The sequence below is a fragment of the Arthrobacter sp. TJ-238 genome (assembly GCF_058269215.1).
Window position 1 is genome coordinate 354,244 of record NZ_JBZCNH010000004.1, and the last position, 13,373, is coordinate 367,616.

12 protein-coding genes are annotated in these 13,373 nt (G+C 70.4%); 8 read left to right on the plus strand and 4 right to left on the minus strand.

Features of this window, described 5'->3' with window-relative positions; genetic code table 11:
* Positions 1-117: 117 nt before the first annotated feature.
* Positions 118-1,638, minus strand: a complete 1,521-nt coding sequence (locus AC4D2O_RS10545) for a PucR family transcriptional regulator (protein WP_490907073.1) — start codon at positions 1,636-1,638, stop codon at positions 118-120.
* Positions 1,639-1,805: 167 nt separating this feature from the next.
* Between AC4D2O_RS10545 and AC4D2O_RS10550 the strand changes: the two genes are divergently transcribed.
* Positions 1,806-3,242 carry an aminobutyraldehyde dehydrogenase gene (locus tag AC4D2O_RS10550; RefSeq protein WP_490907076.1) on the plus strand — a complete coding sequence of 479 codons (1,437 nt, stop codon included), beginning with the start codon at positions 1,806-1,808 and terminating at the stop codon, positions 3,240-3,242.
* Between the two features lie 27 nt (positions 3,243-3,269).
* The gene (gene gabT / locus AC4D2O_RS10555; RefSeq protein WP_490907078.1) at positions 3,270-4,652 is read left to right on the plus strand and encodes a 4-aminobutyrate--2-oxoglutarate transaminase; all 1,383 of its coding nucleotides are present in this window, start codon (positions 3,270-3,272) and stop codon (positions 4,650-4,652) included.
* Positions 4,653-4,734: 82 nt separating this feature from the next.
* On the opposite strand, the gene AC4D2O_RS10560 is transcribed toward gabT, so the two are convergent.
* Both AC4D2O_RS10560 and AC4D2O_RS10565 read right to left on the minus strand, forming a co-directional pair.
* Positions 4,735-5,331: a GNAT family N-acetyltransferase gene (locus tag AC4D2O_RS10560; protein ID WP_490907080.1), complete on the minus strand. Its 597-nt coding sequence runs from the start codon at positions 5,329-5,331 to the stop codon at positions 4,735-4,737.
* 229 nt (positions 5,332-5,560) lie between these two features.
* Positions 5,561-6,232 carry a TetR/AcrR family transcriptional regulator gene (locus AC4D2O_RS10565; RefSeq protein WP_490907082.1) on the minus strand — a complete coding sequence of 224 codons (672 nt, stop codon included), beginning with the start codon at positions 6,230-6,232 and terminating at the stop codon, positions 5,561-5,563.
* Between the two features lie 136 nt (positions 6,233-6,368).
* On the opposite strand from AC4D2O_RS10565, the gene AC4D2O_RS10570 reads away from it, so the two are divergent.
* From AC4D2O_RS10570 to AC4D2O_RS10595, 6 genes are all read left to right on the plus strand, one after another.
* Positions 6,369-7,796 (plus strand): flavin monoamine oxidase family protein, encoded by a 1,428-nt coding sequence (locus AC4D2O_RS10570; protein ID WP_490907084.1) that lies wholly within the window; start codon positions 6,369-6,371, stop codon positions 7,794-7,796.
* A gap of 2 nt (positions 7,797-7,798) precedes the next feature.
* On the plus strand, positions 7,799-8,692 hold the full coding sequence (locus tag AC4D2O_RS10575; RefSeq protein ID WP_490907088.1) for a universal stress protein: 894 nt from the start codon (positions 7,799-7,801) through the stop codon (positions 8,690-8,692).
* A complete protein-coding gene (locus AC4D2O_RS10580; protein ID WP_490907090.1) occupies positions 8,689-10,209 on the plus strand; it encodes an APC family permease in 1,521 nt (506 codons plus the stop codon). Before AC4D2O_RS10575 ends, AC4D2O_RS10580 begins: the two co-directional genes overlap by 4 nt.
* A gap of 94 nt (positions 10,210-10,303) precedes the next feature.
* Positions 10,304-10,861, plus strand: a complete 558-nt coding sequence (locus tag AC4D2O_RS10585; RefSeq protein ID WP_490907092.1) for a MarR family winged helix-turn-helix transcriptional regulator — start codon at positions 10,304-10,306, stop codon at positions 10,859-10,861.
* Between the two features lie 44 nt (positions 10,862-10,905).
* The gene (locus tag AC4D2O_RS10590) at positions 10,906-11,055 is read left to right on the plus strand and encodes a hypothetical protein (protein ID WP_490907095.1); all 150 of its coding nucleotides are present in this window, start codon (positions 10,906-10,908) and stop codon (positions 11,053-11,055) included.
* Positions 11,055-12,275 carry a saccharopine dehydrogenase family protein gene (locus AC4D2O_RS10595; protein WP_490907098.1) on the plus strand — a complete coding sequence of 407 codons (1,221 nt, stop codon included), beginning with the start codon at positions 11,055-11,057 and terminating at the stop codon, positions 12,273-12,275. The genes AC4D2O_RS10590 and AC4D2O_RS10595 overlap by 1 nt, the downstream gene beginning before the upstream one ends.
* Before the next feature lie 22 nt (positions 12,276-12,297).
* Here the strand turns inward: AC4D2O_RS10595 and rarD are convergent, their stop codons facing one another.
* A complete protein-coding gene (rarD, locus tag AC4D2O_RS10600) occupies positions 12,298-13,260 on the minus strand; it encodes an EamA family transporter RarD (RefSeq protein ID WP_490907100.1) in 963 nt (320 codons plus the stop codon).
* Positions 13,261-13,373: the final 113 nt, after the last annotated feature.

A 13,373-nucleotide genomic window follows, 5' to 3' on the forward strand; every position in this document is an offset into this window, starting at 1 on the left:
ACCCCCGAAGAACCTTGAGACCGGTGTATACGGGTCAAACTATTCCATGCACCGGAAGCGGGTGGAATGGCTGCCGGTCGATGCCGGATCCTGATCGTGCCGGCGGCCGTCGTCGTGTCAGCCGAGAGCCCGGATGCGCAGTGCCAGATAGAGGTGCACGCGGTCCGCGGTGACGGCGGGGTCGTAGCCCGTGAGCGTGACGACCTGCTGCAGCCGGTAGCGGACGGTATTGCGGTGGAGGCCGAGGGCGGCGGCGACGGCGGCCACCGAGCCGTCGAGATCGAGGTACCGCTGGAGGGTGGCGAGGAGGCCCGCGCCGTGGGCCTCGTCGAAGGCCTCGAGCGGCTCCAGGGTCTCGGCGGCGAGGTCGGCGAGCGGTACATCGGCGCTGGTCATGAGCAGGGACGTGAGGCTGAGGCGATCGGCGATGTTGAGAGCCTGGCCCCGCTGCAGGGCCTCCCGGGCCTCGAAGTAGCTCCAGCGCAGTCCGTTGGGCTGGGCGTACGTCCCGCCGACGCCGATGCTCGCCGTGAGGCCGGCGCCGTGCAGGTAGCGGCCGAGGTCGGCCGGCTCGGGCGCGGCCGGCGTGGCGGGCGAGGGCAGGACGAGCACGAGGCGCTCGTCGACGAGGCCGGCCGGCACGCCGCTCCAGCCGTCGGGCAGGGGCAGCGTGCGCAGGGCCCGCCGCTGGCCGGAGGCGACGTCGACGATCAGCACGCCGTGGCGCACAGCCGTGTCGATGCGGGCACCCGCGAGCCTCGCTGCGGCCTCCGCGCCCGCGAGAGTCCCGCGCACCACGTCCTCGAGCAGCTGGCCGACGGCGTTCCGCACGCCCGTCCGGTTCCTGGCCTGGTTGGTCAGCTCGACGGAGATCAGGTTCTGGGCGTACTCGACGACGGCCGCGCGGCCGTAGGGCTCGGCGATGGCGAGCGTGCAGCGGTCCTTGAGCCCGGTCGCGATGGGCAGGTGATGCCAGGCGCGGGCCTCGGGCCCGGACGCACCGGCAGCCGACGAGGCCGGAGCGGACGCACGGGCACTGCTCGGATCCGGGCCGGACACGCCGGTACCTGACGAGCGGGTACCTGACGAGGTCGGACCGGCTGCACCGGCGATCCGGGCACCGTACTGGAACAGCGCGACGTCGGTGCCGAGCATGCGGGCGAGCTCCCCGAGGAGGGCTCCGAGTCCACCGGGTCCGAGGAGCGCCGAGGCGAGGACCGCATGGCCCTCGAGGAGTTCCTCGAGGCCCGCGAACCGGTCGGCGGACAGGGCGTCGGCCACCTTCTTGCCGATCGCGACGAAGGGGACCTCGTAGGGCACACGGAAGGCGGGCAGCCCGACGTCGTCCGCCTCGGCGAGGACGGCGGCCGGGATCCGCTGGTGCGTCAGGCCCACCCCGAAGCCGATGGCGAGCGCACCCGCCTCGTGGGCCCGACGGACGAAGGCCCGCTGGGCCGCTCCGGTCCCGAGCCGCACGCCCGTGGTCAGGACCACCTCGGCACCGTTGAGGAACGGGCGAGGATCCTCGAGTTCGGTCACCGCCACCCACTCGATGGGATGGGGCGGAGCGGCCGCTCGGCCCTCCGCGACGAGCCCGAGCGCCGTATCCGCCAGCAGGTCGGTGAGGGTGATGGCCATGCGTCCAGCATAGGACGCGGCTGTACGCCTGCACGGACGCCACCGGTTTCCACTGTGCAGGTATCCGTGGCCCGGTGCGGCTCGCGCCCGGTAACGTTCTCTCGATACCCGCCGCCCGCATCCGTCCGGGCTCTGCGTGGACCTGATCCCGTGAAAGGCACTGCACCGTGGCTGAGACCCTTCAGAACTACATCGACGGAGCGTTCGTGTCGCCCGCCGGCGCTCGTAATCAGCTCCTGGACATCGTCAACCCCACCAACGGCGAGGTGGTCGCCCAGTCGCCCGTGTCCTCGCCCGCCGATGTCGACGACGCCATGCGGGCCGCAGCGCGCGCCTTCACCACCTGGAAGCGGACCACGCCGAGCCAGCGACAGCTCATGCTGCTCAAGCTCGCCGACGCCGTCGAGGCCGCGAGCGACGAGCTCGTCGAGGCACAGCACCGCAACACGGGCCAGGTGCGCGAGATGATCGCCGCCGAGGAGGTGGCGGTCGGTGCCGACCAGCTGCGGTTCTTCGCGGGCGCCGCCCGTGTCCTCGAGGGCAAGTCCGCCGGTGAATACCTCGAGGGCCACACCTCGTACGTGCGCCGGGAGCCCATCGGCGTCGTCGCCCAGGTGGCGCCGTGGAACTACCCGTTCCTCATGGCGATCTGGAAGATCGGGCCTGCGCTCGCCGCCGGCAACACCGTCGTCCTCAAGCCCAGCGACACCACCCCCGAATCGACCCTCGTCCTCGCGCGGCTCACGCAGGGCATCCTGCCCGACGGCGTCCTGAACGTGGTGCTGGGCACCGGCGAGACCGGTGCCGCGATGATCGAGCACCCCGTCCCGGGCCTCGTGTCCATCACGGGCTCCGTGCGTGCGGGTATCGCCGTCGCCACCAGCGCGGCGAAGGGCCTCAAGCGCGCCCACCTCGAGCTCGGCGGCAAGGCGCCCGCCGTCGTCTTCGCGGATGCGGACCTGAAGAGGAGCGCTGCGGCCATCGCCGAGTTCGCCTTCTTCAACGCCGGTCAGGACTGCACGGCCATCACGCGCATCCTGGTGCAGGAGGAGGCGCACGACGAATTCGTGGCCGCCATGGTCGAGCACACGGCCACGCTGAGGACCGGCAACGCCGACGACTCCGAGAACTACTTCGGTCCGCTCAACAACATCAACCACTTCAACGCCGTCAACGCCGTCATCGACGCGCTGCCCGCACACTGCAGCATCGCTACCGGCGGCAAGCGCGCCGGCGACAAGGGCTACTTCTTCGAGCCCACGATCATCACCGGCGCGCGCCAGGACGACCCCGTGGTGCAGCAGGAGACGTTCGGGCCGATCGTCACGGTGCAGACCTTCTCCACGGAGCAGGAAGCCGTGGAGCTCGCCAACGGTGTGGATTACGCCCTCGCGTCCAGCGTCTGGACCACGGACCACGGGACCGCCATGCGCGTCTCCCGTGAGCTCGACTTCGGCGCGGTCTGGATCAACACGCACATCATGCTCACCGCCGAGATGCCGCACGGCGGCTTCAAGAACTCCGGCTACGGCAAGGACCTCTCCATGTACGGCGTGGAGGACTACACCCGCATCAAGCACGTCATGAGCGTGCTGGACGCCTAGCCCGTCCCCTCGAGACAAGGAACTTCGATGACCACCTTCGCAACCACCCCAGAGACCGCGCCGCGCTTCCGGCTCGAGCAGAAGCGGCGCATCACGGGCGATTTCCCCGGCCCCAGGTCCACCGAGCTGGCCGCCCGCCGCGCCGCCGTCGTGGCCAAGGGCGTCGCTTCGGGCGTGCCGGTCTACGCCGCCGACGCCGACGGCGGCATCATCAAGGATGTCGACGGCAACTCGTTCATCGATCTTGGTTCGGGCATTGCGGTCACCAGCGTCGGCGCCTCCGACCCCGCCGTCGTCCGGGCGGTCCAGGAGCAGGTGGCCCACTTCACCCACACCTGCTTCATGGTGACGCCGTACGAGGGCTACGTGGCCGTCGCCGAGCAGCTCGCCGAGCTGACTCCCGGCGACTTCGAGAAGCGGACCGTCCTGTTCAACTCTGGTGCGGAAGCCGTGGAGAACGCCGTGAAGGTGGCACGCCTGGCCACCGGCCGGGACGCCGTCGTCGCGTTCGACCACGCCTACCACGGCCGCACGAACCTCACCATGGCGCTCACGGCCAAGGCCATGCCGTACAAGACGAACTTCGGGCCCTTCGCGCCCGAGATCTACCGCGTGCCCATGAGCTACCCCTTCCGCGAGGAGAACCCCGCCATCACGGGGCCCGAGGCGGCGCAGCGTGCCATCACGATGATCGAGAAGCAGATCGGCGCCGAGTCGGTCGCCGCCATCATCATCGAGCCCGTGCAGGGCGAGGGCGGGTTCATCGTGCCGGCCGACGGGTTCCTCCCCGCCCTCGCCGAGTGGGCCACGGCGAACGGCGTCGTGTTCATCGCCGACGAGGTACAGTCCGGCTTCTGCCGCACCGGTGAGTGGTTCGCGGTGAACCACGAGGGCGTGGTGCCGGACATCATCACCATGGCGAAGGGCATCGCGGGCGGCATGCCGCTCTCGGCCATCACCGGCCGAGCGGACCTGCTCGACGCCGTCCACGCCGGCGGGCTCGGCGGCACCTATGGCGGCAACCCCGTGGCCTGCGCCGCGGCGCTCGGCGCGATCGAAACCATGAAGGAGCAGGACCTCGCCGGACGCGCCCGCCACATCGAGGAGCTCGTCACCGAGCGCTTCACCGCCCTGCAGGCCGATCTGGGGGAGCAGAGCATCATCGGCGAGCTGCGCGGCCGTGGCGCGATGCTGGCGATCGAGTTCGTGCAGCACGGGGGCAAGGTGCCGAACGCAGAGGCCACCAAGGCCATCGCCGCGCAGTGCCTCCGCGAGGGCGTCATCATCCTGACCTGCGGTACCTACGGCAACGTGATCCGGCTGCTGCCGCCGCTGGTCATCACCGACGAGCTGCTGACGGACGGCCTCGACGTGCTCGAGCGTGCCATCCGCACCGTCGACGCCGGCTGACCGCTTCCGCGGGACAGCACCGGTACGAGGAAGGCCCCGCAGCGTCGCTGCGGGGCCTTCGTCATTGGGGGGAGGGGGCGGGTCAGCCGACCGGGATGAGTGCCCGGAACCGGGGGTTCTCCGCCAGGAATGCCTGAGCGTGCGGGCAGTAGGGCACGGGGGAGAGGCGACGCCTGTGGGCGTCCAGCAGTGCGTGGCGGATGAGTACGGGCTCCAGGCCGGAGCGGCCGTAGGAGGGGCCGACGACGGTTTCCAGGAGGCGGATGCGGCCGGCCCGCATGTCGTACTTCACGTACCCGACCATGACGCCGTCGTGGAACAGTTCGAAGCGCGAGCTCACGGTGTTGTCGCGGAACTTCTCGCGTAGCTTCGCGCTCTCCATCTGCTCCGCGGCGCGTGCCTCGCGCCCCTCGAGGGCGTGGATCACGGCCTCGTAGTCCTCCCGCACGCCGAAGGGTGGGAAGTCGGTGTCGAGGACGCGGTAGAGCTGGTTGCAGAGGATGCGGAGCTCGCGCGTGGTCACGTCCGACAGGTCGAACGGGACCTCGGGCGCCTCGGGGCCTACGGGCTCGACGGGCGCGTCCGCGAATTCGATGCCCTGCAGATCGGACGGCGTGCTCCGGCCGGCGGGCTCGCCGAGCCGGGAGAGGGTATCGGGGGAAAGCGGTGCAAGTGTCATGGCGACCTCGTACATCTGGAATTCGTCGTGGCCGCTGCTTGACCGCTCCCTGAACATAGCAGCTAGTTCGCCGTCCGTAAAGCTAGAGAGTCTAGCAATCGGCACTCTCACCGTCCGATCGGATCACGGGCTTCCGGGCAGGGGCGCCGTCCTGCGGGGCATCCGGAGCCGGCCGGGCGGACTCCTGCGATCCGGCGGGATGGTGTCCGTCCGGACCCGTGCGTACGCGTCAGGACGTGTAGGCCGCGAGTTGCTGGCGGAGCCCGGCGATGATCCCGTCGAGGCCCGCGCGGAATGCGGCGTCCGCAGTGCTCCCGGTGCCGGCGGCTGCGGTGGCGCTGCGCACGGCGGCAGTGAAGACGGGGAAGCGGTCCGCCAGGGGGCCCGAGTCGAAGATGTCGCCGGGAGCGGTGACATCGAGTGCTGAGCCGTAGATGAAGGATTCCAGGGCTACGATCGCCGGCACGATCCGCTCCTCGGGCCACCCCGCCCGCTGGAATCCCCGGGCCACCTCCTCGTACATGCGCAGCGTGTCCGGCGCGTCCGTGACAGGCAGGACGGCGATGACCGGGACGAGCGGCGCGTGCCGTGCGAAGACCTCGCGGTAGGACCAGGCCCACCGCCGCACGGCCTCGTCCCAGGGCTGATCCGCGAAGGCGTCGAACTCCACCATGGTCATGACGTGGTCCTGCACCCAGCCGAGCACCTCCTGCTTGGACCCGGCGTGATTGTAGAGCGCGGACGGCGCCACGCGGAGGCGTCGGGCGACGGCCGACATCGTGAGCCCCTCGTACCCCTCGCTGGCGATGAGGTCGAGTGCCGCGTCGGTGATGCGGTCCTTCGACAGCACGCTCCTGGGGGGACGTCCGGCGCGCCGTGGCTCCGGCGCTGCTGTGGTCATGGAAGCTGCCTCCTGGTGCGGTACCGTCGACTCCTCGGCCGCTCCCTTCCCACGCGGAGCGCCCATGGCTATAGTAGGGCAAAATAATGAATGACATTCATTTTGTGGCCCGCGTCATGCGGGGCGGGAGGATCTCATGGACATCATCGAGCGCGACGTCGTCATCATCGGAGCGGGGCCGTCGGGCCTGACCGCAGCACGCGAACTGAGGCGGGCGGGCCACTCGGTCGCCGTGGTCGAGGCCAGGGACCGGGTGGGCGGGCGCACCCACACGGACGTCATCGACGGCGCCGTCCTCGAGGTGGGAGGCCAGTGGGTGTCTCCCGACCAGACCGCGCTGATCGGGCTCCTCGACGAACTCGGCATGGACACGTTCCCCCGGTACCGCGAGGGCGATTCCGTCTACATCGGTCCCGATGACCGGCCGGTGCGGTACTCGGGGGAGATGTTCCCCGTCAGCGACTACACCCGCGAGGAGATGACGCGGCTCATCGACATCCTCGACCGGCTCGTGGCCGAGGCCGGCCCGGAAGCGCCGTGGAACCACCCCGACGCCCGTGCCCTGGACACCATCTCCTTCCACCACTGGCTGCGGCAGCAGTCCGACGACGAGGAGGCGTGCGACAACATCGGGCTCTTCATCGCGGGCGGCATGCTGACCAAGCCCGCGCACTCCTTCTCCGTCCTGCAGGCGATCCTCATGGCGGCGACCGCCGGGTCCTTCTCCAACCTCGTGGACGAGGATTTCATCCTCGACCGGCGCGTGGTCGGCGGCATGCAGTCCGTCTCCGAACGCATGGCCGCCGAACTCGGGGACGACGTCATCCTCTCAAGTCCCGTGCGCACCCTCCGCTGGAGCGGCATGGACGGGCACGGCAGTGCCGGCGGCGTCACGGCCGAGGGCGTCACGGTCGTGTCGGACACGACGACGGTGAACGCGCGGTACGCCGTCGTCGCCGTCCCGCCGAACCTGTACTCGCGCATCAGCTACGAGCCGCCGCTCCCGCGACGCCAGCACCAGATGCACCAGCACCAGTCGCTGGGGCTCGTCATCAAGGTGCACGCCGTCTACGCCACACCGTTCTGGCGCGCGGAAGGGCTCTCCGGGACCGGCTTCAGCGCAGGCTCGATCGTCCAGGAGGTCTACGACAACAGCAACTACGAGGACCCGCGCGGCACTCTGGTGGGGTTCGTCTCCGACGAGAAGGCGGACGCGATGTTCGAGCTCCCGCCGCACGAACGCCGCGAGCGCATCCTCGGCTCGATCGCAGGCTTCCTCGGCCCGCAGGCCCTCGACCCCGAGGTCTACTACGAATCGGACTGGGCCTCCGAGGAGTGGACCCGCGGTGCGTACGCCTCCAGCTACGACCTCGGCGGCCTGCACCGCTACGGCCGCGACCAGCGCACGCCGGTCGGTCCCGTCTACTGGTCCTGTTCGGACATCGCGGCCGAGGGCTACCAGCACGTGGACGGCGCCATCCGCATGGGCCGGCGCACCGCCGCCGACGTCCACCGTGCCCTCGCCTCCGGGCTGCAGTCGGCCGGCACCGCGAAGGGGGCCTGACCATGCGCTACATCGTCGGGTACACCGCGGACGAACGCGGGCACGACGCCGTGTGCCTCGCCGTCGCCCTCGCGCGGCGTCAGGACGCCACCCTCGACCTCGTCCTCGTGACGCCCGAACACTCGCTCTACGCGGGCACCTATCCGCCGGACAAGGGCTTCGACACCCTCCTGTCGGAACAGATGACCGAGTGGATGGACGAAGGACTCGCACTGGTACCCGACGACGTTCCCGCGCGCGGCGTCGTCGTCCGCGCCGACTCGAACGCCGAGGGCCTCATCCAGGCGGCCGAGGACACCGAGGCCTCCCTGATCGTGATCGGGGCGAGCTCGCGCGGCCTCGCCAGCCGGTTCAGCGTGGGCAACGTGGCACGCAGCCTGCTGCACGCCTCGCCCGTGCCCGTGGCCCTCGCACCGCGGGGCTATCGGCGCACGGACCCCGTCACGCGCCTCACCTGCGCGGTGGGCCGGCGGGCCGGGGCCGACGCCGTCATCTCCGTCGCCGTGTCCTCCGCCGGCCGTCGCGCCCTGCCGCTGCGCCTGGTCTCACTCATCGCTCTCGACGCCGGCCAGCCGGACCCGGGCAGTGCCGAGGACGAGGCGAACCGTCGGCTCGCGGAGGCGGCGTCGTCGCTGGCGGCGGGCGGCCGCGTGAGCGTCGAGACGGCGCGCGGTGCTTCCGTCGAGGAAGCCGTCGAGTCCATGGCCTGGGACGAGGGTGAGGTGCTGCTGGTCGGATCGAGCCGCCTCGCGCAGCACGCGCGGATCTTCCTCGGGTCCACGGCCGCCAAGATCCTGCGTACGCTGACCATCCCCATGGTCGTCGTCCCCCGTACGTATGCAACGCCCGGCACCGCTTCCGGCCCGGACGCCTCACCCACAGAGGCGGACGCATGAGTATCGACGAGACAACACGAAGCGGATCAGGGCTCAGCAGGAAGGGCCTCGACTCGGGAACCATCGGCCTGCTGGGTGCCGTCGTCATCGGGGTGTCCTGTGTGGCCCCCGCCTACACGCTGACCGCGGCCCTCGGCCCCACGGTCGCCGAGGTCGGGGTGCACCTCCCCGCCATCTTCCTGATCGGCTTCATCCCCATGCTGCTCGTGGCCCTCGGCTACCGCGAGCTCAACAGCGCCATGCCGGACTCCGGGACCTCCTTCACCTGGGCCACGCGGGCCTTCGGCCCGTGGATCGGCTGGATGGGCGGGTGGGGCCTCATCGCCGCGACCGTGATCGTGCTGTCCAACCTCGCCGCCGTCGCGGTCGACTTCTTCTACCTCCTGCTCTCCCAGGTGATGGACGATCCCTCGGTGGCCGAGCTCACCCTGAACCTGCCGGTGAACATCGCGACGACGCTCGTGTTCATCGCGCTCGCGTGCTACGTCTCCTACCGCGGCATGGAAGCCACGAAGATGGTGCAGTACGTGCTCGTCACCTTCCAGCTCGTGGTCCTCGCGTGGTTCGCCATCGCGGCGTTCATCCACGTCGGCAACGGCACGGCCTTCGACGCCACGAGCATCAGCGCGGACTGGTTCAACCCATTCGCCGTCGGTTCGTTCTCCGCCTTCGCCGCGGGCGTCTCGCTCTCGATCTTCATCTACTGGGGCTGGGACGTGACGCTGACCATGAACGAGGAGACCACGGACCCGGACAGGACCCCGGGCCGCGCAGGAGCGCTGACCGTCGTCGTGATCGTGGTCATCTACCTCACGGTCGCGCTCGCGACCCTCGCCTACGCCGGAGTGGGCGAGGGCGAGCTCGGCGCCGGCAACCCCGACAACCAGGAGAGCATCTTCGCGACGCTCGCCGGCCCCGTCATGGGTCCCTTCGCCATCCTCATGTCCATGGCCGTGCTGAGCTCCTCGGCCGCGTCCCTGCAGTCCACGTTCGTCTCGCCCGCCCGTACGCTGCTCGCCATGGGGCACTACCGGGCGCTGCCGAAGGGCTACGGACGCATCAGCCCGCAGCACAAGTCGCCCAGCTTCGCGACCGTGGCCGCGGCCGTAGCCGCCGCCGGGTTCTACGTGTTCACGCGCCTGGTCTCGGAGAACGCGCTGTGGGACACCATCACCGCGCTCGGCCTGATGATCTGCTTCTACTACGGCATCACCGCGCTGGCGTGCGTCTGGTACTTCCGGGCCCAGGCCTTCGCGAGCCTCCGGAACGTCCTCTTCCGGTTCCTGGCACCGCTGCTCGGCGGCGTGATCCTGCTGGTCATGTTCGTCAAGACGGCCATCGACTCCATGGATCCCGGGTACGGCTCCGGGTCCGAGCTGTTCGGGATCGGCATGGTGTTCATCCTCGGGATCGGCGTGATCCTTCTCGGGGCGGTGCTCATGCTCGTCTGGTCGCGCATCAACCCGGCGTTCTTCCGGCAGGAGGTCCTGACCCGCGGGTCGGCCCCGCGCGACTAGCGGTCCGGGCGGCGCCGTGGGGTAGGCGCGTCACGGAGAGAAATGCGGTCGGGCACCGGTGCCGGCCGGGCCCGTCAGCGCCTAGCATTCCGGCATGGAGGAACGCGGCGGGCAGGGGACGGGCACGGCACGGCGCGCCGCGCTCGACGCCGTCGAGGACAGGGCCGCCCTGATGTGCCGCAGCGAGCAGCGCGTGTGCCGGATCCTCGCCCGCAGGATCGATCCGGCGATGGAACCGGCCGCCTACAGTGTCCTGACGGCTGCGCGCATGCTCGGGCCCTGCCGCGTCACGGACCTCGCCGCGTCGCTCGGTATGGGTAACCCCGGCGTGAGCAACCATGTGGCGGCGCTCCAGCGGCTCGGCCTCGTGGAGCGCGGCCCGTCGGACGGCGACGACCGTTCGCACCCGGTGGTCCTCACGGCGGAGGGTGCCCGCCGGATCGACGAGGCACGCCGGAGCAGGCGGCGGTCCTTCCGGCGGCAGCTCCAGGGGTGGGACCCGGCCGACGTCGTCGAGCTCGTGGGTCTGCTCTCGCGGTTCAGCGCGGCGTACCTCGCCGCGCGCGAACCGGCCGCGGAGGGGCCGGATCCGGCCGACGCGCACCGCGCGGGGGGAAGGGCTTCCGGGACCACCGGCCGGTCAGTAGAGTGACGCCAGACCTCGCGCGATGGCGGCGGTCCTTCGAGAATCGGGGCATGATGAGCGAGTTCCCGGTCGGCAGCCGGTCCGACGGGGGTCGCGCGGACGGGCAGGGCAAGGGCCTCGCGGCAGGCGCCCTGGGACCGTCGCAGTCGGCGGTGATCGGGCTCGCCTCGACGACACCGGTGTACGGCGGACTCTCCTGATGCGGATCCTGATCATCGGTGCGGGTGGGGTGGGTTCGGCCGCGGTCCGCATCCTCGTGCGGCGGACGTTCTTCGAGCAGCTGGTGATCGCGGACTACGATGCCCGGCGTCCGCAGGCGCTCGTCGACGGACTGCAGGACCCGCGCCTCGTCGCGGCCTCGGTGGATGCGTCGTCATCTGCGGCGGTAGCCGACCTCGTGCGGGAGCACGGTGCCACGCACGTCCTCAACGCGGTGGACCCGCGGTTCGTGATGCCCGTCTTCGAGGGCTGCTTCGCCGCGGGCGCGACGTACCTCGACATGGCGATGAGCCTGTCCGAGAAGCACCCGGACCAGCCGTACGAGAAGACGGGGGTCATGCTCGGGCAGGCGCAGTTCGACGCCGCCGCGCAGTGGGAGGCGGCCGGGCGGCTCGCCCTCGTGGGGATCGGCGTCGAGCCCGGCCTCTCCGACGTCTTCGCCCGCTACGCGGAGGACGAGCTGTTCTCGTCCATCGACGAGCTGGGTGTCCGCGACGGGGCCAACCTGACGGTGGAGGGCTATGACTTCGCCCCGTCGTTCTCCATCTGGACGACCATCGAGGAGTGCCTGAACCCTCCGGTGGTCTTCGAACGGGACCGCGGGTGGTTCACCACCGAGCCGTTCAGCGAGCCGGAGATGTTCCGTTTCCCCGAGGGTATCGGGGACGTGGAATGCGTCAACGTGGAGCACGAGGAGGTGATCCTGATGCCGCGGTGGACGCAGGCGCGCAGGGTGACGTTCAAGTACGGGCTGGGGGAGGAGTTCATCGGTGTGCTGCGGACCCTTCATACGCTGGGCCTCGACTCGACGGAGCCGCTCCGGGTCAAGGGCGTCGACGTCTCGCCCAGGGACGTGGTCGCGGCAGCCCTGCCGGACCCCGCCACGCTCGGCGACCGCATGCGCGGGAAGACCTGCGCGGGCGTGTTCGTCACCGGGCAGGGCAAGGACGGTGGACCCCGGGCCGTGTACCTGTACCACGTCGTCGACAACGCGTGGTCGATGGCCGAGTACGACTCGCAGGCCGTGGTGTGGCAGACCGCCGTCAACCCCGTGATCGCCCTGGAACTGCTGGCCACGGGCCGTTGGCACGGCGCGGGGGTTCTCGGCCCGGAGGCCTTCGATGCGCGGCCGTTCCTGGAACTGCTGGCGGCCGACGCCCCCGCGGGGTACGGGTCGCCGTGGGGGATGGAGGAGCGCTGAGCCGCGAGGCCCGCGCCGAGGGTCAGGCCGCGGCGGACGCCGGCTCGGCGCGCTTCGTGGGCCGGGGCTGGCGACGTACGGTCCGGAGCATGTCGATCGTGAGGAGGATCAGCGCCACCCATACGAGGCTGAACCCGACCCACCGCTCGAAGGGCATGTCCTCGCCGAGCACCAGCAGGGCGATGAGGAACTGGAGCACGGGCGCCAGGTACTGCAGGAGGCCGATCGTCGTCAGGGGGAGGCGGCGGGCGGCCGCACCGAAGAAGATGAGGGGTACGGCCGTGATGATGCCGGAGGCGGCCATGATCCAGAAGTGTCCCGTCCCCTCGGTCACCAGGGTCGCGTCGCCGGTCGAGGCCAGCCACAGCATGACGGCCACCGCTACGGGTGTCAGCACCAGCGTCTCGATGCTCAGGCTGGACACCGCATCCACGCGGGAACCCACCTTCTTCTTGGTGAACCCGTACAGGCCGAAGGAGAACGCCAGCGACAGTGCGATCCAGGGCACGGCGCCGTAGCCGACGGCGAGCACGACCACCGCGAGGACGCCGATGCCGATCGCCGTCCACTGCAGGGGACGCAGTTTCTCCCGCAGCACGATCACGCCGAGCAGGACCGAGACGATCGGGTTGATGAAGTAGCCGAGGGCTGCCTCGATGGCCTGCCCGGACGTCACGCCGTAGGTGTAGACGAGCCAGTTGACGGCGATGAGCAGGGCCGCGACAGTGAGCGTGCCGATGATCCGCGGGGTGCGCAGGGCGGTGAGCACCGGCCGCCAGGACCGCAGGACGGTCAGCAGGAGGGCGCAGAAGATGAGGGAGAACAGCACCCGGTTGGCCACGATCTCGACGGGACCCGCTGGGGCGAGGACGAGGAAGTACAGCGGCAGCAGACCCCATAGCCCGTAGGCGCCGATGCCGAAGAGGATGCCGACGGAGTTCTCGCTCCGCGCCGGACGACTGACCTTCGTGCCTGTTCCACTCACGCAGGCGTGAACCGGCCGCAGAGAACGTTTATTCCCGCGTCGGTGTTCCTGCCTCGCACCGCACCGGGGCTGGAGGAGATCCCTGCCACTGTTTTCGCCGGTGCCGTGCGGGG